We start from the raw sequence: 23311 nt of genomic DNA, 5'->3' as shown, positions 1-23311 counted from the left end.
TCACTGGACGACCCCCGCCACGGTGAAGAGCGCCCGGGCGCGGGCTGCGGCCAACTCGGCGTCCGGCAGCAGCCCGGCGGCGTCGGCCAGGGTGAGCAGAGTCGCCAGGTGCGCCGGGGAACGGCCGGACTGCGCGCCGCCGACCATCGTGAAGTGGTCCTGGTGCCCGGCCAGCCAGGCCAGGAACACGATCCCCGTCTTGTAGTGCCAGGTCGGCGTCGCGAAGAGGTGCCGGGCCAGCGGCACGGTCGGAGCGAAGATCTCGTCGTACGCCGGCAGGTCCCCCCGGTCCAGTGCGGCCAGCGCCGCCGCCGCGGCCGGCGCGATGGCGGCGAACACGCCCAGCAGCGCGTCCGAGTGCCCCACCTCGTCGCCCCGGATCAGCTCCGGATAGTGGAAGTCGTCGCCGGTGTAGAGCCGAACCCCGGCCGGCAGCCGGCGGCGCAACGCCACCTCGCGACCGGCGTCGAGCAGTGACACCTTGATGCCGTCGACCTTGGACTGGTGTGCCTTGATCAGCTCCAGCACCGTGTCGGCGGCCAGGTCCAGGTCGGTAGCGCCCCAGTAGCCGGTCAACGCCGGGTCGAACATCGGCCCGAGCCAGTGCAGCACGACCGGTTCCTCGGCGGCGGTCAGCAGCTCGTCGTACACCCGTAGGTAGTCCTCCGGGCCGCGGGCCGCGGCCGCCAGGTGCCGGCTGCACATCAACACGGGCCGGGCGCCGGCCGCGCGTACGTCATCGAGCTGTTCCCGGTAGGCCGCGCGGACCGCGTCCAGGGTTGCCGGGCCGGCCGGAAGCTGGTCGGTGCCGACCCCGGCGACGATCCGCCCGCCCACCGCGCGGGCCTCGGCGGCGCTGCGCCGGATCAGCTCCCGGGTGGCCGGGTAGTCCAGCCCCATGCCCCGCTGGGCGGTGTCCATCGCCTCGGCGACACCCAGCCCGTACGACCAGAGGTGCCGCCGGAAGGCCAGCGTGGTGTCCCAGTCCACGGCCGCGGGAGCACCCGGCACGTTCTCCGCGCCCGGGTCGGCCACCACGTGCGCGGCGGCGTACGCGATCCGGCCGGTCGCCGGCGCGGCCGGGCGGGCGAACCCACTCCCCCCGGCCAGCCGATGCCGCCGTCCACCGGGCAGCACCACCTCGGGCCCGCTCACGAGTTCAGCTCCGGCACCTCGACGCGGACGCCCTCGCGGGCCGCGCGCAGCCCCAGCTCGGCGAGCTGCACACCGCGCGCGCCGGCCAGGAAGTCCCAGCGGAACGGCTCGCCGGCCACCACGTGCCGCAGGAACGCCTCCCACTGCACCTTGAAGCCGTTGTCGAACTCCTCGTTGTCGGGCACCTCGGCCCACTGGGCGCGGAAGTCCTCGGTGACCGGCAGGTCCGGGTTCCACACCGGCTTCGGGGTGACCGCCCGGTGCTGGACCCGGCAGTTGCGCAGCCCGGCGACGGCGCTGCCCTCGGTGCCGTCGACCTGGAACTCCACCAACTCGTCGCGGTACACCCGCACGGCCCAGGACGAGTTGAGTTGGGCGACCACCCCGCCGTCGAGCTCGAAGATGGCGTACGCGGCGTCGTCGGCGGTGGCCGGGTAGCTGCGGCCGTCCTCGTCGACCCGCTCCGGGACGTGCGTCGCGGTGAGGCAGGAGACGGCGTTGACCCGGCCGAACAGCTCCTCCAGCACGTAGTGCCAGTGCGGGAACATGTCGACCACGATGCCGCCGCCGTCCTCCAGCCGGTAGTTCCAGGACGGACGTTGGGCGGGCTGCCAGTCTCCCTCGAAGACCCAGTAGCCGAACTCGCCGCGCACCGAGAGGATCCGGCCGAAGAAGCCGCCGTCGATGAGCCGCTTGAGCTTACGCAGCCCGGGCAGGAAGAGCTTGTCCTGCACCACGCCGGTACGGATCCCGGCGGCGTCGGCGGCGCGGGCCAGGTCCAGCGCGCCGGCGGTGTCCTCGGCGAGGGGCTTCTCGGTGTAGATGTGCTTGCCGGCCTCGATGGCCTGCCGGATCGCCTTCTCCCGCTGCTGGGTGACCTGGGCGTCGAAGTAGATCTCGACGTCGTCGCGGGCCAGCGCCGAGGTCAGGTCGGTGGTCCACTCGGTCAGCCCGTGCCGCTCGGCGAGCTCCCGGAGCTTGGTCTCGTTACGCCCGACCAGGACCGGTTCCGGCCAGATGGTCGTGCCGTCGGCCAACGCCACACCGCCGGAGGCGCGGATGGCCAGCAGCGAGCGGACGAGGTGCTGCCGGTAGCCCATCCTTCCGGTCACGCCGTTGACGATGATGCCGATCGACCTGCGGGTCATGGTGTTCCTTCCGTCGTGCTGATCGTGCCGATCCCGCTCAGTGGTTGGCGGCCGCGCTGCCGAGCAACCCGCGCAGGTCGGTGGCTAGCCGGTCGAAGCGGGGATCCGACATCACCTGCGCGTAGTCGCGGTGCGCCGGCAGTTCGACCGGGAAGATGCGGATGATCCGGCCGGGTCGTGGGCTCATCACCACGACCCGGGTGCCGAGGAAGACCGCCTCGGCGATGGAGTGGGTGACCAGCACGACCGTGGTGCCGGTCTCCCGCCAGATCCGGTGCAGCTCGGCGTTCATCTGCTCCCGGGTCAACGCGTCCAGGGCACCGAATGGCTCGTCCATGAGCAGCACCGGCGGGGAGTGCAGCAGCGCGCGGCAGAGCGCCACCCGCTGCTGCATGCCACCGGACAACTCGTGCGGCAACGCCTTCTCGAAGCCGGTCAGGCCGGTCATCTCGATCAGCTCGTCCGCCCGGCGGGCCGCCTGTGCCCGGTCCATGCCGCGCATCTCGGCCTGGAGCAGGATGTTGGCCCGCGCGCCCCGCCACTCCAGCAGCGCCGCCTTCTGAAAGACGAAGCCGATCTCCTTCTGCGGGCCGCGTACGGGACGGTCCAGCAATGAGACGTCGCCGCTGGTGGGCTTGACCAACCCAGCGACGATCTTGAGCAGGGTGGACTTGCCGCAGCCGGACGGACCGACGATGGTGACGAACTCCCCCGGCTCGATGTCCAGGGACACGTCGTCCAGCGCGGTGGTCTGCGAACGCCGGGTGGTGAATCGGACGGTCAGCCCGGACATCCCGATGGCGGTGCCGGTCCGTACCGGCGCGGCGGTCACCGGGTCACCCCTGGGCCGCGTACGAGGCGTCCCAGTACGCGTTGGGCGCACCCGGGTTCTTCAGGTCCGCGTAGCGGGACATCAGGTCGATCGTCTCGGTCCACTGGGCCTCGGTGTTCACGCCGGGCGGGCCGTTGGCACCGATCAGCGGCACGTTGAGGGTGAGCTGCTTGGTGAGCACCTCGGGGGCGGGCTCGTTCTCGGCCAGGGCGACCATCGCGCTCACCGCGCCGGCGGGATCCCGGGCGGCCTCGGCCCAGGACTTCTGGGTGGCCCGGACGAACTTGCGGGCCAGCTCCGGGTCCTTCTGCAGGGTCTGGGTGTTGGCGATCAGGCCGGTGCCGAGCAGGTTCATCCCGTAGTCGGCGAAGAGCAGCACGTCGACCTTCTTGCCGGTCTTGCTCTCGATCGTCGGCGCCTGGTCGTGGAAGAAGCCCATGATGGCGTCGACCTTGCCCTCGGCCAGCGCGGCGATCTTGCCGGCCGCGTCCACGTTGACCACCTTGACGTCGGTCTGCTTGAGGCCGTTCTTCTCCAGCCAGGCCGGGAAGGTGGCGTAGAGGGCGTCGCCGGGCGTACCGCCGACGGTCTTGCCCTTCAGGTCGGCCGGGGTCTTGATGTTCTCCTCGGCGAAGAACTCCACCGAGGAGGGACCCTTCTCCAGGTACGCGCCGAGGCTGCGTACCGGCATCCCGCTGGCCACCGACTTGAGCAGCACCGGGCTGTCCGCCCAGCCGAAGTCGGTCTGCTTCTGGGCGACCTGCTTGACGGTGTTGCCCGAGCCGTTGCCCGGCAGGATCTTCAGGTCGATGCCCTCGGCGGAGTAGAAGCCCTTCTGGAGCCCGTAGTAGAACGGGGCGTGCTCGCCGTAGGGCACCCAGTTGAGGGTGAGCGTGACCTCCTTCTTGCCGTCGGCGCCGGTGGTGCCGGAGTCGTCCCCGCCGCAGCCGGTGGCGGCGAACAGCAGGGCGGCGGTGGCCAGGATGGTGGTGGCGGTGCGTTTCATTCGGTGCCTCCGTGATGGGGTCGGTCAGGAGGTGGTGAGTGACACGCCGGCCCGACGGCTGGCGTGCCACGGAATGAGCAGTGCCTCGGCGATCTCGACCAGGACGAACAGGACGATGCCGATGGCGGACATCAGGATCAGGTCGGCGAACAGCAGCGGGGCGTCGAGGTTGCCGTTGGCCAGCAACAGGACGTAGCCGAGCCCCTCGCTGGCGCCGACGAACTCACCGACCACGGCGCCCACCACCGCGAGGGTGACGGCCACCTTGAGGCCGGCCATCAGGTGGGGCAGCGCGTTCGGGAAGCGGATCTTGCGGAACGTCCGCCACGGGCCGGCGCCCATCGTGGCGGAGAGGTCGAGTAGTTCCGGGTCGGTGGAGCGCAGCCCGGCCACGCCGGAGATGACCACCGGGAAGAACGCGATGAGCACGGCCAGGATGATCTTCGGGGTGAGGCCGAGACCGAACCAGACCACCAGCAGCGGGGCGATGGCGATCTTCGGGATGACCTGTGCGAACAGGACGATCGGGTAGAGCGCCTTGTCCAGGGTGCGTGAGTAGGCGATGGCGACCGCGGTGGCCAGCCCCAGCGCGGCGGCCAGCACGAAGCCGATGACCGTCTCGTAGAGGGTGACCAGGGTGTGCCGGGCCAACTCGGACCACTGGTCGGTCATCGTGGTCCAGACCTGGCCGGGCGTGGGCACCAGGTAGTTGGGCACGTACTCCCGGGCGGCGACGAACCACCAGATCGCGAAGAACGCCGCCAGCACCAGTGCCGGGCGCCAGAGCGCGTCGGCGAGGGCCAGCGCGCGGCGGCCGAGCGTCGGGCGCGGTGGGCGGCCACCGCCGTCGGCCGGAGGTCTCGCCACCGTGGATGGACCGGAACCGTCGGCGTCCGGTGCACCGGGGGGCCCGGAGGCGGAAGCGGCTGACCGCCCGCCAGGCACCGTGTCGACGGGGGCCTGCCGGCCCGCCGTGTCCAAAGAGTTCTCGGTCACGCGAAACCTCCTCGGGGCCCGGCGCAGCACCCGTGGTCCAGGCCGGTCGACGGATCAGGCAAACGCTTTCCTGGAGCGTAGGCGGCGCTTCGACGCCGGGCAAGGCCTTTCCTCGATCCATTCGGCGAGCCGTCCAACCCGGACCGACGGCGATGCGCCGACCAGGTCGCCGCTGACCACCCCGACCGCAGATGGGCCGTCAGGCGGTCGCCGGGTAGGTGTCCAGCAGGCCGCACATGCCCAGCCGACCCCGCTCGACCGGCTCGTCCACCGCGTACACCCCGGCCTCGCCCAGGTGGCGGGGATCGCCTCGCTCCAGGGCGTCGAGTTGGCGACCGGTGCCGGCGGCGGCCAGCGCCGCGCCGGCCTCCCACCGCTGCCGCCACCGTGCCAGCAGCGGCTGACGCAGGGCGACCGCGGCGGCGTGGAAGGCGGCCAGCGCCGTCGGCCCGCCGGACCGCAGCGCCTGGAAGCCGGTCACCGCGAGGTCACGTCGGCGGTACGCGGCCCGCACGTCCGCGCCCGGCGCTCCCCCGTCGGGCAGTGCGGCCGCGGCGGCGTACGCGGCCGGATCGGCCAACACGTCGGGCGGGAAGGTCAGCACCGCGTCCCCGGCCTCGGGCAGGCCGCTGTTCTGCATCAGCACCACGATGCTCAGCCCGCCCCCGTTGACCAGGCGGTGCACGGTGCCCGGCTCGAACCAGACGACCGTGCCCGGCCGCAGGGGTGTCTCCCGGAAGCCGGTGGCGGTCAGGGTCTGCACGGCCCCCTCGCCGTCGGTCACCACGTACCCCTCGGTGCAGCACAGGTGCACGTGCGGTGTCCCGCCGACCAGGCCGTCCAGGGCGACGGTGTCGTAGACGCGCAGCCGGGAGACCCCGACCCCACCGGGCAGCGGGGCCGGCCGGTCAGGCATCGAAGTACTCGTCGGTGTCGTCGGCCGCTGGCAGCGACACCAGCAGCACGGTGAGGTCGCCGATGGCCCGGTGCCGGCAACCCGGCCTGATCAGGAACGCGGACATCGGCCGGGCCGGGTGGCGTACGCCGTCCAGCTCGACCTCTCCCTCGCCGGCGAGCACGACGTAGTACTCGGTGGCGATCCGGTGGTGATGGGTGACCGCGTCCTGCACCTGGAGCAGGTGCACGCTGGCCTGGCCGTCGCTTTCGGCGACGAAGCCGCGGCGGGTGGTCCCGCACGAGCAGCGTCGGGCGGGCAGTTCGTCGAGTTGGAGTACCGCGAAGCGATCGGACACGGCCGGGCCTCCCTGCGGGAAAGGGCTTTCTCTGCGGTACCGTGACGCTAGCCGGCACGGCGAAATGCCGTCAACAGACCGAGGGGGCGGGCCATGGCGACCCTGTCCGATGTGGCGCGGCGCGCGGGCGTCTCGCCCGCCACCGCCTCTCGCGTGATCAACGGCAGCAGCAAACCGGTCACCGACGAGCTGCGCGAACGGGTGCTGGCCGCCGTGGCCGAGCTCCAGTACGTGCCGAACGCCCACGCCCAGTTGCTGGCCCGCTCGCACCGCAGCGCGGTCGGCGTGATCGTGCACGACGTCTCCGACCCGTACTTCGCCGAGATCACCCGGGGCCTGCAACGGGTCGCCACCGACCAGGGCCGGTTGTTGATGATCTGCAACAGCTACCGGGACCCGGACCGTGAGTTGGAGTACGTGGAGCTGCTGCGCGGCCACCAGGTGGCGGCGCTGATCCTGGCCGGCTCGGGCTACCACGACGAGGCGTTCACCCGACAGCTCAACGAGAAGCTGGCCGCGTACGAGGCGACCGGCGGGCGGGTCGCCGTGATCGGCCGGCACGAGCACTCCGGTGACGCGGTGATGCCGGACAACCGCGCCGGTGGCTACCTCGCCGGGCGGGAGCTGTGCGAGCTGGGGCACCGGGCGATCGGCGTGGTGGCCGGCCCGCGCATCCTGACCACCACCACCGACCGGCTCGCCGGCCTCCGGCAGGCCCTCGCCGAGCAGGGCCACGACCTGCCCGAGCGGCGCATCCGGTACGCCGAGTTCGACCGCGACGGCGGTGCCGAGGCCACCGCCCGGCTGCTCGACGCCGACCCGGAGCTGACCGCGATCGTGGCGCTCAACGACTCGATGGCGATTGGTGCGCTCGCCACCCTGCGGGCCCGCGCGACGGCCGTGCCGCAGCAGGTCTCCGTGGTGGGGTTCGACGACATGCCCATCGCCCGGGACGTGACGCCGGCGCTGACCACCGTGCGGTTGCCGCTGGTCGACATGGGGGTCCGCGCGATGTCCCTGGTGCTCGGCGCGGACGCGCCGGCCCCCCGGGTCGAGGTGCTGCCCGCCGAGCTGATCCGCCGCGACACCGCCGGCCCCGCGCCGGGGCAGCGGCACGACGCCGCCGGTTCCGTTCCTCGCGCCCGCCGGGGTGACGTCACCGCGTGACCAGCCCGACCCAACGTCCCCTCACCACGAACGACGTGACGCGCCTGGTCCGCGCGTCGTTCGGACCAGGGACCCGGGTACGTGACGCGGGCCCGCTGGCCGGCGGCGGGTACGCCACGGTCTGGACGGCGCTGCTCGACGACGACCGTCGGGTGGTGTTGAAACTCGCCCCGCCGGCCGGTACGCGACTGCTGCGCTACGAGCGTGGGCTGTGTGCGGCCGAGGCGCGATACTTCCGGCTGGTCGGTGAGCGGGTGCCGCAGGTACCCGTACCACCGGTGCTGCACCACGGCACCGACCCGGCGTACGGCGAATGGCTGGTCACCGCGATGCTGCCCGGCCGGTCGCTGCGCGAGCTGGCCGAGGCGGGCGTGGCGGTGGACGACGCCCCGGCGCGGTACGACCTCGGCGCGGCCCTCGCCGCGCTGCACCGGGTGACCGGCGACCGGTTCGGTTACGACGGCGACCGGGCCAGCGGATCGACCTGGCGGACGGCGTTCACCGCGATGCTCGACGCGCTGCTCGCCGACGCGGCCGACTGGGGCGTCCGGCTGCCGGTCAGCCCGGACCGGCTCCGCACGCTGGTCGGGCGGCACGCCGCCGTGCTGGACGAGGTGCGCCGCCCGGCGCTGCTGCACTTCGACTGCTGGGACGGCAACGTGTTGGCCGCGCCCGACCCGGCCGGCCGACTGCGGCTGTGCGGGCTGGTGGACGGCGAACGGTTCCTGCACGGCGATCCGCTACTGGACCTGGTGTCGCCGCTGTTGTTCCGTCGGATCGAGGACGAGCCGGAGCATCCGCTGCTGCGCGGCTACCGCTCGGCCAGCGCCGATCCGCTGGTGCTGGACGCGTCCGCCCGTCGTCGGCTCGGTCTCTACCGGCTGCACCTGTATCTGCTGATGACCGTGGAGATGCCCAGCCGCGCCATGACCCCGCACAGCCATCCGCAGCGGCACGCCCGGCTCGCGGCGCTGCTCGACGAGGAACTCGCGGCGCTCGGCGGGTAAACCCGTTGTCCGTCCGACGGGCCGTCCGTAATCTGCCGCTCGTGCTGATTCGGGAGTTCGTGGCGCAGGACTGGTCGCAGGTCTGGCCGATCGTCGAGGAGGTGATCCGGGCCCGGGACACCTTCACCTACGACCCGACGATGACCGCCGACGCGGCGTACGCCGTCTGGGTGGAGCCGCCGCCGGGCCGGACCGTCGTCGCCGTGGACGGCGAGCGGGTGCTCGGCACCGCGAAGATGGGAACGAACAAGCCCGGCCCGGGCGCGCACGTGGCCACCGCGAGCTTCATGGTCGCCGCCGACGCCCGGGGCCGGGGTGTGGGCACGGCTCTGTGCCGGGACGCGCTGGCCTGGGCCCGCCAGCGGGAGTACGCGGGCATGCAGTTCAACGCCGTCGCGGAGAGCAACCGGTCGGCCGTCGAGCTGTACCGGCGCGAGGGCTTCGACGTGATCGGCACGGTGCCCGGCGCCTTTGCGCATCCGAGCCTCGGCCGGGTCGGCCTGCACGTGATGTACCAGGAGTTCTGACCGGTCCGGCGTGCTGGTGCCGCCGGACCGGCCCGTCGTGGTCAGCCGGCGTGTCGCCCCGCCACGCTCAGGGCCCAGGCGAGCAGCCCGAACGCGCCGGTCGAGACGACGGCCCGGACCACGTTGCCGCGTACCCAGGCCACCTCGAAGCGCTCCCGCAGGGAGCCCAGGTCGGCAATCTGGTCGACGTCACCGGCCCGGGCCAGCACGTTGTTGAGCGGCACGTTGACGACGGCGGTGACGCCGAGCACCACCAGGTACAGCGCCAGCGCGGCGAGGATCCACGGCAGCGCCGCGCGGTGCGCGGCACCCAGGTGCAGCGCCGCCGCCAGCAGTGTGCACAGCAGTGCTCCGCCGAAGCAGACCGCGAACCATCCGTTCAGGATGGACTCGTTGATCCGCTGCATGGCGAGCACCAGCGTACGGTCGTCGGTGCGGCCCAGGGCCGGCATGATCGCGTGGCTGAACACAACGAACAGTCCGGCCGTCAGGCCGGTGGTGAGAGTGGCCGCCAGCAGGCTCGCGGTACGCAGGAAACCCATGTCGTCCATTGCACCGGTCGTCGAGCGCCCTGGCCATGCTCGACAGCGTCGGGCGCATACGCGAGCGTCTCGCTCACGGTGTCGGCGCGGGAGCGAGCAGTTCGGACAGCCGGTTCAGCTGGTTCGGGTCGGTCAATGCCGAGCCGACCGCCACCACCCGTACGCCCGCGGCGAGGAACGCACCGGCGTTGCCCGCGTCGAGGCCGCCGGTGGCGACGAAACGCAGCTGCGGCAGCGGACCCGCGATGGCCCGGAACCAGGCCGGACCGAGCGAGATCGCCGGGAACGCCTTGAGCCAGGTGAGACCGTGCCGCAGGGCCTGCTGAGCCTCGGTCGGGGTGGCCACACCGGGCAGGTGCGGCAGGCCCCGCGCCGCGGCGGCGTCGGCGATCGCGAGGTCCAGACCGGGTGCGACGGTGAACGCGGCACCGGCATCGGCCGCGGCGGCGACCTGCTCGACGTCGAGCACGGTGCCGGCACCGACGATCCGGCCGCGCTCGCTGCCCGCCTCGACGGTGGCGCGCAGCGCCGCGACCGCGTCGGCGGTGGCCACCGGCACCTCCACCACGTCGATGCCGAGGTCCCAGGCACGGTTGGCGAGCCGGACGGTCTCCGCCACCGGCAGGCCGCGCAGGATCGCCATCACCCGGGCGCCGCCGAAGACGTGCTCGAAGTCCACCGTGGTCATGCTCCACTCCATCCAAGGTCGCGGGAGTTCTGCCGGGTGCTGCGCCGTACCACGCTCAAACCTCCACCTGCGCGCCGGTCAGGTCCAGTGCGGACCAGGCGTCCACGGGAGCGGCGAGCAGTCGGTCGAACCAGGCCCACGGCGGCACCGGCGCGTTGTCGCCGCTGCTGCCCAGCGCCTGCGCCGCGACCAGGTGACCGAGGCGCAGCCGGCGTACCGGGTCGAGGTCACGCAGCAGCCCGGCCAGGTAGCCGGCGGCGAACGCGTCCCCGGCGCCGACCGGCTCGACCACCGTCACCCGGGGTGTCGGGACGAAGACCGGCTCCGCGTCTCGGTGCAGCGCGGTGGCACCCACCGCGCCGTCCTTGACCACCACCGTCTGCGGACCCGGCAGCAGCCGGCGTACCGCGGCCGGGTCGGCGGTGCCCCACAGCGCGTACGCCTCGTCCTGACCGACGAAGACCAGGTCGCTGCGGTCGGCGAGGTCGCGGAGCACCGGCGCGGCCCGGTCGGCCGACCAGAGCCGGGCCCGGTGGTTGACGTCGAAGCTGACCAGGGCGCCCGGTAGCGGCCGGTCGGTCACCGCGTGCTCGACGAGCGCCCGGCAGGAGGCGGAGAGCGCCGGGGTGATCCCGGACAGGTGCAGCACCCGGGCCCCGGCCAGCCGTGGGTCGGCCAGCACGCCCGCTTCCAGCCGGGACGCGGCCGAGCCGGCCCGGTAGTAGTGCACGGCGGTGGCGTCCGGGCCCGGGTCCTTCACGTACAGGCCGGTGGGGGCGGCCGGGTCCACGGTCACCAGGTCGACCCGGACCCCGGCGGTGGCGACGTGCCGCACGACGGCCCGGCCGAAGGGGTCGTCGCCGACCCGGCTCACCCAGGCCGCCCGGTGCCCGAGTCGGGCCAGGTAACCGGCCACGTTGGACTCGGCGCCGCCGACCGCGACACCGACCTGTTCGGCGTGCTCCAGCGGCTCGCCCGGCGCGGGGCAGAGCACCACCATGGTCTCCCCCACCGTGGCCACCTCGACCGATGGGAGACCGGCCGAGGTGGTCGCGTGGTCGGGTCGGGGATCGGGCGGCATCGGCGTCCTCGCGAAAGGGGGTTCGGGGTGCCGCCGAGCCTAGGTGCGTCGCACCGGACGAGCAACCGGTCGCGCGGTGCGCAGCGGCTGTCAGGGGATCGTCAGCCCGTAGACGGCCAGCACCTCCGCTATCGGCTGGTAGTAGGTGGTGCCGCCGGAGGTGCAGTTGCCGCTGCCTCCGGAGAGGATCCCGAGGATGGTGCCGGTGGCCGCCACGTAGAGCGGGCCGCCGCTGTCGCCCGGCTCGGCGCAGATGTTGGTGCGGATCAGGCCGTAGATCACGTCGCCGCTGGCGTAGTTGACGGTCTGGTTGAGACCGGTGACCACGCCACAGCGCACCCCGGTGGTGGAGCCGCTGCGGCACACCGCCTGACCGATGTACGCGGTGCCGGGACCGTTGATCGGCACCATGCCGGGATAGGTGTAGACGGCGCTGGGATGGGCGATCCGGCCGGTGTAACGGATCACCCCGAAGTCGTTGGTGGGATAGCTGGTGCCGGCACGGGTGCCGAGCACGGTGGCCTGTGTGCTGTCGGTGTACCAGGTCGTGGCCACGTTGGTGCAGTGTCCGGCGGTGATCACGTAGTAGGTGCTGCCGCTGCGCGCGTTCGCGCCGAGCGAGCAACGGCTGCCGCCGCCGTAGATCGCCTGCCCGGCGGCGATCAGGGTGCGCAGCGTCCCGGGCTCCCGACGCAGCAGCGCGCCGGCCCGGTCGGCCACCGCCCGCAGCGCCGTCAGCTCGGAGGCCGAGACGGTGTCGTCGACGGTGATGGTCATCCGGCCGGTGGCCGGGTCGAGGCCCCAGGCGGTGCCCGCCGTGCGTACCCCGGCCAGCACGGCCGCCGGGTCGGCGGCGGTCGCGGCTGGCGCGACCCGGTCGGGGACGGCGGCCTGCGCCGCGCCGGGGGCGACGAGCAGCAGGGTGGTCAGGACGAGGGCGACGAGCGGGGAGCGGCGCATCCGAACCTCCGCGGAGATCGAGATATATGGATGCGGTCAAGCATCTCCCGACCGCTGGCGCGCCCGCAACCTCCGGCCGGTCGCGTGGGCGACAGCGCGGCGCGCGTCGGTGGGAAACGCCGATCCGGGTACGGGCCGCGACGGTGGCCCCGATAATCCTCCAGAGACGCGGCGGGAGGCCGGGCATGACCACCGGAGGCACAGCGGCGCTGGTACGCCGGCCGGACGGGTCGTCCCGGGCCACGCTGCTGGAACTGCTCTTCGACGTGGTCTTCGTGGCCGCCCTCGCGCTGATCTCGAAGCTGATCGCCGACCGCGACTCCTGGGCCGGCGCCGCACCGGTGCTGCTGATGCTGGCGGCGATCTGGTGGACCTGGTCGGTCACCTCGACCACCACCGACTTCTACGATCCGCAGCAGCGCCCGATCCAGGCCATCCTCATGGTCGCCATGCTGGGCTCGGTGGGCATGGCGGCGGCGCTGGCCACCGCCGGCCACGCGATGATCTTCGCGGTCGCGTACGTCACCGCGCACGTGGTACGCGGCGTCATCCTGGTCACCACACTGCATCGACAGCGACACCGGCCGGCCGTGATGCGGGCCAGTCGCTTCCTGTTCTGGTTCCTGGTGTCCGGTGTCTTCTGGATCACCGGCGGGCTCTCCAGCACCCTGCACTGGACGTTCTGGACCATCGCCATCGTGATCGACCTGGTCTCCGCGGCGGCCCGCTACCCGACCCCGTGGCTGGGCCGGGTGCCCCTGGACCAGTACGAGCGGACCACCGAGCACCTGGGCGAGCGGTACCAGCAGTTCGTCATCCTGGCTCTCGGCGACGTCATCCTGGTGCCCACGCTGGAGGTCAGCTCGGCCGAGTTCACCACCGCCCGGCTGATCACCCTGCTCTGCGCCTTCGTCACCATGCTGCTGCTCTGGCAGATCTATGTCTTCCGGGCCGGCGAGTTGGTACGCGGCCTCTCCGCACGGGCCCGCCGCCGGGCGTCGCGGCTGGCCCCGTACACCCATCTGGTGTTGCTGGTCGGTGTGATGTGCACGGCCGCCGCCTTCGACCTGGCCGTCGAGCGGCCGACCGGTACGACGCCGGTGCGGTGGCTGATCCTGATCGTCGGTGGCCCGGTGCTGTTCGTGCTCGGGCGCGACCTCTTCACCTGGCGGGTGTCCGGCATGGTGCCCTGGCGGCCGGCCTGGCTGCTGCTGCCGCTGCTCATCCTTCCGTGGGCCGGCGGCTGGCCCCCGGTGCTGGTCATCGTGGTCGTCGCGCTCGGGCTGGCCGGGGTCGCCCTGGGTCACCCCACCGACCGGGCGACCACCGCGGGGCTGCGGGCCCGGCAGCCGGGCAGCTGACCGAGGGCGGGTGGGGATCAGGCCAGGTGTCGCGCGGCCCAGTCGGCGAGGTCCCGGGCGCAGGCGTCCACCGACTCCCGCCAGGTCCGCACCGCGCCGTCCCCCGCCTCGTCGCTGACCTGCTTGACCAGCCGGCACGGCACGCCGGCCTGCGCCGCGGCCCAGGCCACCGCGTACCCCTCCATGTCGACCAGGTCGGCACGCTGTGCCAGGCGGTCCCGCGCGGCGTCGTCGGCCACGAACGTGTCGCCGGTGGCCAGCACCGCGCCCTCGACGGCCAGCGGCAGTGGCGCGCCGAAGGTCTGGCCGGTGAGCACGCGCAGCAGCTCGGTGTCCAGGTCGTGCTGGAGCACGGTCGCGATCTCGTGGATCCCGGTCCAGCCCGGACGCAGGGCGCCCGCCGTGCCCAGGTTGAGCAGCAGGGCGGGGTGCGGCCCGACGGCCAGCACCGTCGCCACCGCGCTGGCGGCGTTCACCTTGCCGATGCCGGTGAGCAGGACCGGCAGCTCCGGCGGCAGGTACCGGGCCTCCTCCTCGACGGCGAGCACCACCAGCGGACGATCGGCACGGACCGTACCCCGAAGAATCACCGGAGCATCGTACGGGCCGGCCTGCGGCAATGCGGTTCAGCCCCCGGCGGTGACCGTGGTGGCGGTGACCGTGCCGTCGGTCGCCGAGCCGCCCTGCACGGTGACGCTCTGTCCGGCCTTGAGAGCGGTCAACGTGCTGGCCTTGGCGGTACGGACCGCGGTGTCGTCGGTGGTGCGGACGGTGATCACGGTGCCGTCGGTGGTCTCCAGGTAGAGCGTCCCGCCGTCGACCAGCTTCACCTTTCCGCTGGTGGTCCCCGGCGCGCTCGCGCCACCGGTCGCAGCCGTGCCGCCATTCTGGCTCGCGCCGCCGTTCTGGCCGGTGCCGCCGTTCTGGCCACGCCCGGCCCCGCCGGGAAAGGCGGTGGGGAAACCGCCCGGGAAGCCGGCCCGCCCGGACCCGGCGGTGCTCGACGGCTCGCCCCAGCGTTGCTGCACCTGCACCCCGCCGAGGAAACCGGCCAGCACCAGCACCAGCGCACCGAGCACCGGGGTGGCCCGGTTCCACCAGCGGCGCGGCGCCGCAGCGGCGAGCGCCGCCGTCAGGTCCCGCTCCGGAGTCCCCGGCTCGGGAGCGTGCGCCGCGGGTCCCGCCGCCGGCTGGTCGTCGACCCGATCGAAGATCACGGTGTCGCTGCTGTCCATGTCATGTCCTCGCATGTCGGCCTACTCGTAGCGCAGGGCGTCGATGGGGCGCAGCCGGGCCGCTCGGGCCGCGGGCAGGCCGCCGAAGAACAGGCCGATCGCGACCGAGACGCCCAGGGCCAGCCCCACCGAGCTGGGCACGATCACCGGGTGGACGCCGACGATGGTGAACCGGGCACCGATCAGCGCCGTCGCCACCCCGAGCGCCCCTCCGAGCAGGCTCAGCAGGGTCGCCTCCACCAGGAACTGGGTCAGCACCGTACGGCGGCGGGCGCCGAGCGCCTTGCGGATGCCGATCTCCCTGGTCCGCTCGGTCACCGTGACCAGCATGATGTTGGTGATGCCGATGCCGCCGACCAACAGGCTGATCGCGGCCACCGCGCCCAGCAGCACGGTGAACGTGTCGGCCGTCTCGGACTGGGTCTGCAGCAGCTGCGCGGCGTTCTGGATCCGGTACGGGGTGCTGCCCGAGGTGGACGCCGGCAGGCGCTGGGCGAGCACGGTGGAGATCTGTCCCTGCGCGGCTGACACCCGGTCCGGGTCGGTCGCCTCCACCAGGATCGAGCTGAGCGGCCCGTACCCGGTGAGCACCTCGCGTACCGCCCGCAGTGGGGCGATGGCGGTGTCGTTGGCGTCCTGGAAACCGGTGGAGGACCTGGCCGCCAGCACCCCGACCACGGTGAACAGCGCACCGCCGACGGTGACCTGCCGGCCCACCGGGTCCACCCCGGCGAACAGCTCGTCGGCCACCGTCCGGCCGAGCACCACCACCCGGCGACCCTGCGCCTCGTCGTCGGCGCTGAACGCGGCACCGCTGGCCACCGGCGAGTTGGCCGCGGTGAACCAGCTCGGTCGGGTGCCGACGAACTGCGGCACCTCGTGGTCGGTGCCGTCGACGGTCAGGGTGGCGCTGGTGGTGGCGAGCGGGGAGACCGACCGTACGTCGGGCGCGAGCACCGGGTCGGCGAGCGCGTCGGCCACCTGGAGGGTCAGCCCGCCACCGCCACCACCCCGGTTGGTGCCGGTCACCGTCAGCGTGTTGGTGCCCAGGGCCTCGATCCGGTCGGTGATCGCCTGGGCGGAGCCGTTGCCGACCGCGACCAGCAGGATCACCGCGGCGACACCGATCAGGATGCCCAGCATGGTCAGCGCCGAGCGGAGCTTGTTGGCGGCGACGCCGCGCAGCGCGAACCGGACGGTCTCGGCGAGGTTCATCGCCCCACCCCCGCCGCCGCGTGCCGCCCGCCCTGCCGGACGTCGGAGCGGACCTGCCCGTCGAGCAGCCTGATGAGGCGCCCGGCCCGGGCACCCACCTCCGGTTCGTGGGTGATCAGGACGATGGTCCGGCCCTGCGCGTTGAGCTGGTCGAAGACGGCCAGGATGTCCTCGGTCGAGCGGCTGTCCAGGTTGCCGGTCGGCTCGTCGGCGAGCACCAGCGCCGGCTCGGTGACCAGCGCCCGGGCCACCGCGACCCGCTGCTGCTGGCCGCCGGAGAGCTGGTTGGGCTGGTGGTCGGCGCGGTCGGCCAGCCCCACGGCGTCCAGCGCGGCGAGCGCCCGCCGCCGCCGCTGGCCCGCCCGCACCCCGGCGTACGCCAGTGGCAGCTCCACATTGGCCAGCGCGGTGGTCCGCGGGATCAGGTTGAACGCCTGGAAGACGAAGCCGATGAGCCGGTTGCGGACCAGGGCGAGCTGGCGGTCGGCGAGCCGACCCACGTCCACCCCGTCCAGCAGGTACTGCCCGTCCGACGGCACGTCGAGACAGCCGAGGATGTTCATCAGTGTCGACTTGCCCGAGCCGGAGGAGCCCATGATCGCCACGTAGTCGCCGGCGGCGACGGCGAGCGAGACCCCGCGCAGGGCGTGCACCGCGGCGGGACCCTCGCCGTACACCTTGGTCAACGCGCGGACGTCCAGGACCGGTCGACGTGCCGCGTTCCCCGTGGTCATCAGCGGGTGCCGTTCCCGCCTCGGGCACCGCCACCGGAGAAGCCGCCACCGCCGGGGAAGCCACCACCTGGAAGGCCACCGCCGCCCGACAGGCCGCCCCCGCCGGGGAGACCGCCCCCGGTGCTGCCCGTGCCGCTGCTCTGGGGCAGGACCACCCGCTCCCCCTCGGTCAGCCCCTCGGTGACCTCGTACGCCTGGTCGCCGGCGAGACCCACGGTGACCCGCCGGCTCTCCTGCCCGGTCTCGGTGACCACCGTGACGGTGTGCCGGTCGCCGGTGCCGGTGACCGCCGCCGAGTTGACCAGCAGCACGTCCTTGGCGGTACCGGTGACCACACTGACCCGCACGGTCTGGCCGGGCTTCGCGCCGGTCGGCAGCTTGGCCACGCTGACCGTGACGACGTACGTGACGACGTTGTTGGTGGTGCTGGCCTGCGGATCGACCGCGACCACCGCGCCGGCGGCCTGCGCGCCCTGCAACGCGTTCCAGGTGATGGTGGCGGCCTGACCATCCTTGAGCCGGGTCGCGTCCGCCTCGGCGAAGCCGGCGGTGACCTGGAGCTTCGTCAGGTCGGCCAGCTCGACGAACCCACCGGTGGACCCGGAGCCGGAGCCGGTCGAGCCGCTGCCGCTCTGCTGCCCGCCCGAGGAACCGCCGGAGGAGCCTCCGGTCGAGCCGCCGGAGGAGCCGTTGCCGGCGGACCCGCTGGCGGAACTGCCGACGGTGCCGTTGACCGCGACCACCGTGCCGGCCATCGGCGCGGTCAGTCGGGTGCCGGTCACCCCGGCCTGTGCCTCGTCCACCGCCAGCTCGGCCTGGGTCACCGAATTCTCCGCCGACGAGGTGTCCGAATCGCCCTCCTCGGCGCGGTCCAGCGCGTCCCGCGCGGCGGTCAGGTTCGCCTTCGCCATATCGAGGTCACGCTGCGCGGCGGCCGGGTCGACGGTGGCCAGCAGTTGGCCCTTCTTCACCAGGTCGCCGACCCGCACCGGAATCGCGGTGACGGTGCCGGCCGTGGCGAAGCTGGCGCTGGCCGTCGAGGCGCTGCGTACCGAGCCGTCGGCCGTGACGGTGGCGGTCACCGTCCCCCGGGACACGCTGACGGTCCGGGTGCCGGTGGGCCGGCCGGCCTCCGCCGAGTCCCCGCGTACCGACAGCCAGGCCCAGGCGCCGCCGCCGGCCAGCAGCAGGACCAGGGCGGCGTTGACCGCGACGGGAGGCCGGCGCAGGACGGCCGGCAGGCGCACTCGCATGCCGGTCAGCCTCGCCGGCACGCCTGGGAGGATCTTCGACGCAAGCTCAGAGCTGGCTCGGAATCGATGCCGCCGGGTCGTCGCGCGGCGCAGGCGTCTCCGGGGGTACGGCGGGCAGCAGCACCCGGAACGTCGTCCCCGCGCCGGCCGCAGTCTCCAACTCGATCCAGCCGCCGTGCGCGTGCACGATCGACGCGGCGATCGACAACCCGAGCCCGGAACCACCGCCGCCGCCCCGGCCCCGGCTCGGGTCGGCCCGGTACAGCCGTTCGAAGACCCGACCGGCGTGCTCGGCGGGTACGCCCGGCCCGTCGTCGTGCACCTCCAGCACCGCGTACCCGTCGGGGGCAGACGCGGGCACCGGCCCGGAGCGGACCAGCGGCCCGGCCGACGGGGTGGCCAGCCGACCGACCCGTACGGTCACCCGGGTCGTCGGCCCGGTGTGCTGCACCGCGTTCCCGACCAGGTTCGCGGCGACCTGGCGCAGCCGATGCTCGTCGCCGAGCACGGTCGGCGTCTCGAAGGTCGGGTCGTGCTCGGCGAGCGTGCTGAGCCGCACCGGCCGACCGGGCGTACGCGCGTGCGCGTCGCGGATGGTGTCCGCGACGATCTCCAGCAGGTCCACCGGACGCAGCGTGGGCGTACGCTGCCGGTCCAGTCGGGCGAGCAACAACAGGTCCTCCACCAGCACGCCCATCCGGGCGGCCTCGCTCTCGATCCGGCCCATCGTCTCGTCCAGCGCGGGGCCGGCCGGGGCGCCGCCGCGCCGGTACAGCTCGGCGAAGCCGCGGATCGACGTGAGCGGCGTCCGTAGCTCGTGCGAGGCGTCCGCGACGAACTGCCGCAGCCGGCGCTCCGAGGCCGCACGGGCGCTCATCTCGGTGCCGATCCGGTCCAGCATCAGGTTCACCGCGGCACCCAGTCGCCCCGGCTCGGTGTGCGGGTCGGTGTCGTCCACCCGGTGGGCCAGGTCACCGCCGGTGATGCCGGCGACCACCCGCTCCATCCGGGTCAGCGGGCGCAGCCCGAGCCGCACCACCGAGGCGGCCAGCAGGCCGAGGCCGAGCAGCACCCCGCCGGTGACCGCGACGTCGATGAGCAGCAGCCGATCGGCGGTCTGGCTCGCCTCGGCCAGCGAGGCGCCGACCACCACGACCGCGCCGGTCCCGCCCGCCGGCACGGCGTACAGCCGCCAGTCCGCGCCCCCGTCGCCGCCGGGGACGGTGTACGGCCGACCGGCGCGGGCGCGGGCGGTCACCTCGGCCAGCGAGCCCGGGTCGGGTGCCGCCGCGCTGGGGGTGCTGCTGTGCTCGGCGTCGCGGGTGCCGTCGGCCCGGTAGTACAGGAACAGCTGGTCCGGCCCGAGCCGGGCGAGCCGGCCGGGCGGGCCGCTGCCCGGCCAGGGCCCCGCCGGGGCCGGCGGGGTTGGCGCCGGAGTCGGCACGGCCGAGGGGTTGGCGCTGGCGGGTGCCAGGCCGGGGCGGGGCCCGCCGGTGAACGGGCGGACCTGACCGGCGAGCTGTTCGTCGACCCGGTCCACCAGATAGCTGCGCAGCAACAGCAGACCGGCGGTGTTCGCCCCGATCAGGGCCAGCGTGGCGAGCGCCCCGACGACCAGGACCAGCCGGGACCGCAGCGTCCAGTGCGGCCACGGACGCGGCCGGGGCAACCGGCTCACTCGTCGCCGCGCGGCAGCCGCAGCGTGTAGCCGACCCCACGCACCGTGTGGATCAGCGGCGGACCGGACCGGTCCACCTTGCGCCGCAGGTAGTAGACGTACGACTCGACGATCCGCCCGTCGCCACCGAAGTCGTAGTTCCAGACCCGGTCCAGGATCTGCGCCTTGCTCACCACCCGACCCGCGTTGACCAGCAGGTAGCGCAGCAGCCGGAACTCGGTGGGCGACAGGTCGACCGGTCGACCGCCCCGGCGTACCTCGTGGGCGTCGTCGTCCAACTCCAGGTCGGCGTAGCGCAGCAGCCGGGTGTCCGGAGGCGGCGGCAGCTCCGATCGGGTACGCCGCAGGATGGCCCGGATCCGCAGCACCACCTCCTCCAGGCTGAACGGCTTGGCCACGTAGTCGTCCGCACCCGCCACCAGGCCGGCGACCCGGTCCTCCACGGTGTCCCGGGCGGTGAGGAACAGCACCGGCACCGGCCGCCCGGCGGCCCGCAGTCGGCGGGCCACCTCGAAGCCGTCCAGGTCGGGCAGCATCACGTCCAGGATGACCAGGTCCGGGTCGAACTCCTGCACGGCGGTCAGCGCGGCCCGCCCGGACCCGGCCACCCGCACGTCGTACGCGACCAGCCGCAGGGTGGCGGCCAGCAGGGTGGAAATGTTCGGCTCGTCGTCGACCACCAGCAGGCGGGCGTGAGCGGGTGCGCCGTCGGCGGTCGGCGTGGGGCCGGCCGTGGGCGGCCGGAGGATGTCGGTGTGCACCCGAACTGCGTACCGGGCCATCCTCCACGCTGACTGTGCCGAACCTGTGCGCCGGCTGTCACCAGGAGCGCAGCACCAGCTCACCGGGCGCGAGGCCGGAGGTGATCTCGGTGTACTGGCCACCGCGCAGCCCGATCGTGACGACGCGGGCCGGCCCGCCGTCGGCCGGCTGCACGGTGCCGGTACGGTCCGCGCCGTCGTGCACGGCGGTGGACGGCACCCGCAGCGCGTCCGGCACGGCACCGGTCCGGACCGTCACCGCGGCGCTCTGCCCGACGAGCAGGTTCTCCGGTGCGGTGGTGAACGACAGCACCACGCCGTAGCGGACCATCGTGCCGTCGACGGCACCGACCGGGTCGACCTGCACCACGGTCGCCGCGAACGTCTGCTCCGGCCGGTCGGCCAGGGCCAGCGTCGCGCTCTGCCCGACCGCGAGCGCCCCGGCGTCGGCCTCCGGGAACTTCGCCGACACCTGCATGGCGTACGTGTCGGCCAGCGTGATGAAGGTGGCCCCGCGGGCGACCTGGCTGCCCACCGGTCCCGCGACGCTGAGCACGGTGCCGGCCATCGGCGCGGTGATCGTGGTGCCCGCGAACGCCTCGCGCGCCTCGGTGAGGGTCGCCTCGGCCTGGTTGACCCGGCGCTGGGCGGTCAGGATCTGGTCCGTACCCCGGGTGGCGGCTCCGCCGGCGCAGCCCGCGCCGCTCGGCCCCGGAGCGCCCGGCGTCCGGGGTGCGCCGGTGGCACTCGGCGCGGGACGGCCAGGCGTGCGGGTCGGCGGGGCGGAGCTCGCGGTAGGTCGGGACGTCGGGCTGGCGCTGGCGGTGGGCGTGGCGGTCGTCGGCGTCGCGCCGGGCGTGCCGGTGGGCTGCGGCCAACGCCACGCCACCGGCCGCACCCCGGTGCCGGTCGGGCAGCTCGCCGCCGGGTCGTCGCTGGATTCCCGGGCCTTGGTCAGCGCGTCCCGGGCCTCGTCGAGGTCGTCCTCGGCGTCCTGGACGGCGTCCGCCGCACCGGCGGCGTCGGCGTCGGCGACCGAGGCGAGCCGCTGGCCCACCTTCACCACGCTGCCCGGCCGGACGTCGACCGTCTGCACGGTGCCCGCGACGGTGAAGCCGAGGCTGCGGGTCGTGGCCGGCGCAACGGTGCCCGAGGTGGCCACCTCGACCACGACCTGCCCCCGGTCGACGGCCACCGTCACCGGCCGGGCCGGCGCGTCCGCGGCGTCGGCGGACCAGGCGTACACGCCAGCCCCACCGAGCAGCAGCACGCCGACGGCGCCGGCCGCCCACCATCGGGCCCGCCGGGTACGCCAGCGTCGCTTCAGGCCGATCCCCATGGTCGGGCAGTCTGCGCACCGCGCCTCGTCGGCGGCTCGACCCCACCTCAGAGTTGGCTCGGAACCGGGCGCTCCGAGGGAACTCCGAGCCGGGTCCGAGCCGCCGACGAGGTACGACCGGTTCGCTGAGCAGGTCCCGGAGCAGGCTTGAGGAGTACCCGTGCCGTTGACGCAAAGACGCCGCCTGGCGGCCGTACTGACCACTGCCGCCTCGGCCGTGCTGCTGCTGGCGGCCTGCGGCGGCGGGTCGGACGACAGTGCCGCGCCGAGCGACGCGGGTGGGGCGGGGAACGCGTTCGCCGCGTACCAGGACTGCCTGCGGGACAACGGTGTGGCGCTGCCGACCATGGACCCGTCCCGGTTCCCCGGCGGCGCGCGCGGCACCGCCCGCCCGTCCGGCTTCCCGACCGCCCGACCGTCCGGCTTTCCCACCGCCCGGCCGTCCGGCTTTCCGACCACCCGACCGTCGGGTAGCGCCGACCCGTCGCGCGGCGCGGGGCGGGGTTTCCCGGGGGGCGGCCGGCCGGCCGGGGTCGACGAGCAGACCTGGGAGAAGGCGCAGCAGGCGTGCGCGTCGGTGCGGCCCAGTGGCCGGCCGGGCGGCTTCGGAGGCCCGGACGCGTCCGGTGCGCCGGGGACCCGACCGGGCGGGTCGGGCGACGGACGGGCCACCGCGTACCGCACCTGCCTGAGCAACCGCGGTCTGGACCCGGACCACCCGGACAGCGGCGACCCGAAGACCAAGGAGGCGCTGACCGCCTGCGCGGTGCTCAGCCCCTCCCCCCGACCCTCTTCGTGACGGAGGTTGGCGTCCAGCCAACGTTCAGCTCGGTCGCATCGCGCGTCCAGCCAGGTGCGGCAGGCTGATCCGGCGAGCCACCGGACCCGTCCGGATGCGCCGACGCCCGACGGAGAGGTGACCAGGATGTACGACGGGCAGGAGTTCCTCCGCGACGACCGCTGGTGCCTGAGCCGACGCGCCCTGCTGACCGGAGTCGGCGCGGTCGGGGCGGTCGGACTGCTGAGCGCCTGCGGCGCCACCGGCACCCCGGCGGGCGGGGCGGTCGCCACGGCCGGCACCGTGCTGGCCCGCACCGCCGACGTCCCGGTCGGCGGTGGCACGGTGGCCAACGGCGTACTCGTCGTCCAGCCCGAGGCCGGCACCTTCAAGGCGTACGACGCGACCTGCCCCCACCAGGGCGTACGCGTCGGCGCACCGCGCGACGGGGTGATCACCTGCCCCGCGCACGGCTCCACCTTCGCAGTCGCCGACGGCACCCGCCTGGGCGGGCCCGCCCCGAAGGGCCTGACCGAGGTCCCGGTCCGGATCGACGGCACGGACATCATCCGAGCCTGACCGGGCGGCCCCTCGG

25 protein-coding genes are annotated in these 23311 nt (G+C 73.9%); 6 read left to right on the top strand and 19 right to left on the bottom strand.

Annotated elements, in window-relative coordinates:
- From ACFQGL_RS13815 to ACFQGL_RS13785, 7 genes are all read right to left on the bottom strand, one after another.
- On the bottom strand, positions 1-1155 hold the full coding sequence (locus ACFQGL_RS13815; RefSeq protein WP_377511052.1) for a dihydrodipicolinate synthase family protein: 1155 nt from the start codon (positions 1153-1155) through the stop codon (positions 1-3).
- Positions 1152-2303: a Gfo/Idh/MocA family protein gene (locus tag ACFQGL_RS13810; protein ID WP_377511049.1), complete on the bottom strand. Its 1152-nt coding sequence runs from the start codon at positions 2301-2303 to the stop codon at positions 1152-1154. Before ACFQGL_RS13810 ends, ACFQGL_RS13815 begins: the two co-directional genes overlap by 4 nt.
- A gap of 37 nt (positions 2304-2340) precedes the next feature.
- On the bottom strand, positions 2341-3096 hold the full coding sequence (locus ACFQGL_RS13805; RefSeq protein WP_377511643.1) for an ABC transporter ATP-binding protein: 756 nt from the start codon (positions 3094-3096) through the stop codon (positions 2341-2343).
- 43 nt (positions 3097-3139) lie between these two features.
- Entirely contained in the window at positions 3140-4141 is a 1002-nt protein-coding gene (locus ACFQGL_RS13800) for an ABC transporter substrate-binding protein (RefSeq protein ID WP_377511046.1), read from the bottom strand.
- Positions 4142-4165: 24 nt separating this feature from the next.
- Positions 4166-5008: an ABC transporter permease gene (locus ACFQGL_RS13795; protein ID WP_377511043.1), complete on the bottom strand. Its 843-nt coding sequence runs from the start codon at positions 5006-5008 to the stop codon at positions 4166-4168.
- Between the two features lie 328 nt (positions 5009-5336).
- Complete coding sequence (locus ACFQGL_RS13790; RefSeq protein ID WP_377511041.1) at positions 5337-6053, bottom strand: cupin domain-containing protein; 717 nt, start codon at positions 6051-6053, stop codon at positions 5337-5339.
- Positions 6046-6390, bottom strand: coding sequence for a cupin domain-containing protein (locus ACFQGL_RS13785; protein ID WP_377511038.1), 345 nt, complete (start codon positions 6388-6390; stop codon positions 6046-6048). Before ACFQGL_RS13785 ends, ACFQGL_RS13790 begins: the two co-directional genes overlap by 8 nt.
- 93 nt (positions 6391-6483) lie before the next feature.
- On the opposite strand from ACFQGL_RS13785, the gene ACFQGL_RS13780 reads away from it, so the two are divergent.
- From ACFQGL_RS13780 to ACFQGL_RS13770, 3 genes are read left to right on the top strand one after another with little or no spacing between them, the layout of a single operon-like run.
- Positions 6484-7557: a LacI family DNA-binding transcriptional regulator gene (locus ACFQGL_RS13780; RefSeq protein WP_377511035.1), complete on the top strand. Its 1074-nt coding sequence runs from the start codon at positions 6484-6486 to the stop codon at positions 7555-7557.
- 35 nt (positions 7558-7592) lie between these two features.
- A complete protein-coding gene (locus tag ACFQGL_RS13775) occupies positions 7593-8564 on the top strand; it encodes a phosphotransferase family protein (protein WP_377511032.1) in 972 nt (323 codons plus the stop codon).
- 41 nt (positions 8565-8605) lie between these two features.
- The gene (locus tag ACFQGL_RS13770; protein WP_377511029.1) at positions 8606-9091 is read left to right on the top strand and encodes a GNAT family N-acetyltransferase; all 486 of its coding nucleotides are present in this window, start codon (positions 8606-8608) and stop codon (positions 9089-9091) included.
- 41 nt (positions 9092-9132) lie between these two features.
- Here ACFQGL_RS13770 and ACFQGL_RS13765 read toward each other — a convergent pair whose 3' ends face one another.
- The 4 genes from ACFQGL_RS13765 to ACFQGL_RS13750 form a co-directional block, all read right to left on the bottom strand.
- Positions 9133-9642 (bottom strand): anthrone oxygenase family protein, encoded by a 510-nt coding sequence (locus tag ACFQGL_RS13765; protein WP_377511026.1) that lies wholly within the window; start codon positions 9640-9642, stop codon positions 9133-9135.
- Positions 9643-9706: 64 nt separating this feature from the next.
- Positions 9707-10321 carry a bifunctional 4-hydroxy-2-oxoglutarate aldolase/2-dehydro-3-deoxy-phosphogluconate aldolase gene (locus tag ACFQGL_RS13760; protein ID WP_377511023.1) on the bottom strand — a complete coding sequence of 205 codons (615 nt, stop codon included), beginning with the start codon at positions 10319-10321 and terminating at the stop codon, positions 9707-9709.
- Positions 10322-10376: 55 nt separating this feature from the next.
- On the bottom strand, positions 10377-11402 hold the full coding sequence (locus tag ACFQGL_RS13755; protein ID WP_377511020.1) for a sugar kinase: 1026 nt from the start codon (positions 11400-11402) through the stop codon (positions 10377-10379).
- 90 nt (positions 11403-11492) lie between these two features.
- On the bottom strand, positions 11493-12362 hold the full coding sequence (locus tag ACFQGL_RS13750) for a S1 family peptidase (protein ID WP_377511017.1): 870 nt from the start codon (positions 12360-12362) through the stop codon (positions 11493-11495).
- Between the two features lie 185 nt (positions 12363-12547).
- On the opposite strand from ACFQGL_RS13750, the gene ACFQGL_RS13745 reads away from it, so the two are divergent.
- Positions 12548-13723 carry a low temperature requirement protein A gene (locus ACFQGL_RS13745; protein ID WP_377511014.1) on the top strand — a complete coding sequence of 392 codons (1176 nt, stop codon included), beginning with the start codon at positions 12548-12550 and terminating at the stop codon, positions 13721-13723.
- 17 nt (positions 13724-13740) lie between these two features.
- On the opposite strand, the gene ACFQGL_RS13740 is transcribed toward ACFQGL_RS13745, so the two are convergent.
- Genes ACFQGL_RS13740 through ACFQGL_RS13705 form a run of 8 tightly spaced genes read right to left on the bottom strand, consistent with a single transcriptional unit; the run spans position 13741 to position 21938 of the window.
- The gene (locus ACFQGL_RS13740) at positions 13741-14313 is read right to left on the bottom strand and encodes a nucleosidase (protein ID WP_377511011.1); all 573 of its coding nucleotides are present in this window, start codon (positions 14311-14313) and stop codon (positions 13741-13743) included.
- A 36-nt stretch (positions 14314-14349) separates the two neighbouring features.
- Positions 14350-14958: a hypothetical protein gene (locus ACFQGL_RS13735; protein ID WP_377511008.1), complete on the bottom strand. Its 609-nt coding sequence runs from the start codon at positions 14956-14958 to the stop codon at positions 14350-14352.
- A gap of 21 nt (positions 14959-14979) precedes the next feature.
- Positions 14980-16173 (bottom strand): ABC transporter permease, encoded by a 1194-nt coding sequence (locus ACFQGL_RS13730; RefSeq protein ID WP_377511005.1) that lies wholly within the window; start codon positions 16171-16173, stop codon positions 14980-14982.
- Entirely contained in the window at positions 16170-16907 is a 738-nt protein-coding gene (locus ACFQGL_RS13725; RefSeq protein WP_377511002.1) for an ABC transporter ATP-binding protein, read from the bottom strand. Before ACFQGL_RS13725 ends, ACFQGL_RS13730 begins: the two co-directional genes overlap by 4 nt.
- Positions 16907-18160 carry an efflux RND transporter periplasmic adaptor subunit gene (locus ACFQGL_RS13720; RefSeq protein ID WP_377511000.1) on the bottom strand — a complete coding sequence of 418 codons (1254 nt, stop codon included), beginning with the start codon at positions 18158-18160 and terminating at the stop codon, positions 16907-16909. The genes ACFQGL_RS13725 and ACFQGL_RS13720 overlap by 1 nt, the downstream gene beginning before the upstream one ends.
- Before the next feature lie 46 nt (positions 18161-18206).
- Positions 18207-19829: a sensor histidine kinase gene (locus ACFQGL_RS13715; RefSeq protein ID WP_377510997.1), complete on the bottom strand. Its 1623-nt coding sequence runs from the start codon at positions 19827-19829 to the stop codon at positions 18207-18209.
- A 5-nt stretch (positions 19830-19834) separates the two neighbouring features.
- Entirely contained in the window at positions 19835-20599 is a 765-nt protein-coding gene (locus ACFQGL_RS13710; protein ID WP_377510994.1) for a response regulator transcription factor, read from the bottom strand.
- A 58-nt stretch (positions 20600-20657) separates the two neighbouring features.
- Positions 20658-21938 carry an efflux RND transporter periplasmic adaptor subunit gene (locus tag ACFQGL_RS13705; protein ID WP_377510991.1) on the bottom strand — a complete coding sequence of 427 codons (1281 nt, stop codon included), beginning with the start codon at positions 21936-21938 and terminating at the stop codon, positions 20658-20660.
- A gap of 160 nt (positions 21939-22098) precedes the next feature.
- On the opposite strand from ACFQGL_RS13705, the gene ACFQGL_RS13700 reads away from it, so the two are divergent.
- Positions 22099-22737 (top strand): hypothetical protein, encoded by a 639-nt coding sequence (locus ACFQGL_RS13700; protein WP_377510988.1) that lies wholly within the window; start codon positions 22099-22101, stop codon positions 22735-22737.
- 126 nt (positions 22738-22863) lie between these two features.
- Positions 22864-23295, top strand: coding sequence for a Rieske (2Fe-2S) protein (locus ACFQGL_RS13695; protein ID WP_377510985.1), 432 nt, complete (start codon positions 22864-22866; stop codon positions 23293-23295).
- Positions 23296-23311 lie beyond the last annotated feature (16 nt).

Origin of the sequence: Micromonospora vulcania (assembly GCF_042658605.1) — a bacterium.
Classification (GTDB): Bacteria; Actinomycetota; Actinomycetes; order Mycobacteriales; family Micromonosporaceae; genus Micromonospora; species Micromonospora vulcania.
Note: the sequence above shows the minus strand (reverse complement) of the source record. Positions and strands in the feature narration are given on the sequence as shown.

Bases quoted from the DNA above. Each gene is read 5' to 3' on its own strand.
- ACFQGL_RS13720 (WP_377511000.1), bottom strand. From the start codon at position 18,160: ATGCGAGTGCGCCTGCCGGCCGTCCTGCGCCGGCCTCCCGTCGCGGTC.
- ACFQGL_RS13765 (WP_377511026.1), bottom strand. From the start codon at position 9,642: ATGGACGACATGGGTTTCCTGCGTACCGCGAGCCTGCTGGCGGCCACT.
- ACFQGL_RS13705 (WP_377510991.1), bottom strand. From the start codon at position 21,938: ATGGGGATCGGCCTGAAGCGACGCTGGCGTACCCGGCGGGCCCGATGG.
- ACFQGL_RS13760 (WP_377511023.1), bottom strand. From the start codon at position 10,321: ATGACCACGGTGGACTTCGAGCACGTCTTCGGCGGCGCCCGGGTGATG.
- ACFQGL_RS13725 (WP_377511002.1), bottom strand. From the start codon at position 16,907: ATGACCACGGGGAACGCGGCACGTCGACCGGTCCTGGACGTCCGCGCG.
- ACFQGL_RS13810 (WP_377511049.1), bottom strand. From the start codon at position 2,303: ATGACCCGCAGGTCGATCGGCATCATCGTCAACGGCGTGACCGGAAGG.
- ACFQGL_RS13750 (WP_377511017.1), bottom strand. From the start codon at position 12,362: ATGCGCCGCTCCCCGCTCGTCGCCCTCGTCCTGACCACCCTGCTGCTC.
- ACFQGL_RS13730 (WP_377511005.1), bottom strand. From the start codon at position 16,173: ATGAACCTCGCCGAGACCGTCCGGTTCGCGCTGCGCGGCGTCGCCGCC.
- ACFQGL_RS13780 (WP_377511035.1), top strand. From the start codon at position 6,484: ATGGCGACCCTGTCCGATGTGGCGCGGCGCGCGGGCGTCTCGCCCGCC.
- ACFQGL_RS13735 (WP_377511008.1), bottom strand. From the start codon at position 14,958: ATGGACAGCAGCGACACCGTGATCTTCGATCGGGTCGACGACCAGCCG.
- ACFQGL_RS13790 (WP_377511041.1), bottom strand. From the start codon at position 6,053: ATGCCTGACCGGCCGGCCCCGCTGCCCGGTGGGGTCGGGGTCTCCCGG.
- ACFQGL_RS13805 (WP_377511643.1), bottom strand. From the start codon at position 3,096: ATGTCCGGGCTGACCGTCCGATTCACCACCCGGCGTTCGCAGACCACC.
- ACFQGL_RS13755 (WP_377511020.1), bottom strand. From the start codon at position 11,402: ATGCCGCCCGATCCCCGACCCGACCACGCGACCACCTCGGCCGGTCTC.
- ACFQGL_RS13800 (WP_377511046.1), bottom strand. From the start codon at position 4,141: ATGAAACGCACCGCCACCACCATCCTGGCCACCGCCGCCCTGCTGTTC.
- ACFQGL_RS13695 (WP_377510985.1), top strand. From the start codon at position 22,864: ATGTACGACGGGCAGGAGTTCCTCCGCGACGACCGCTGGTGCCTGAGC.
- ACFQGL_RS13745 (WP_377511014.1), top strand. From the start codon at position 12,548: ATGACCACCGGAGGCACAGCGGCGCTGGTACGCCGGCCGGACGGGTCG.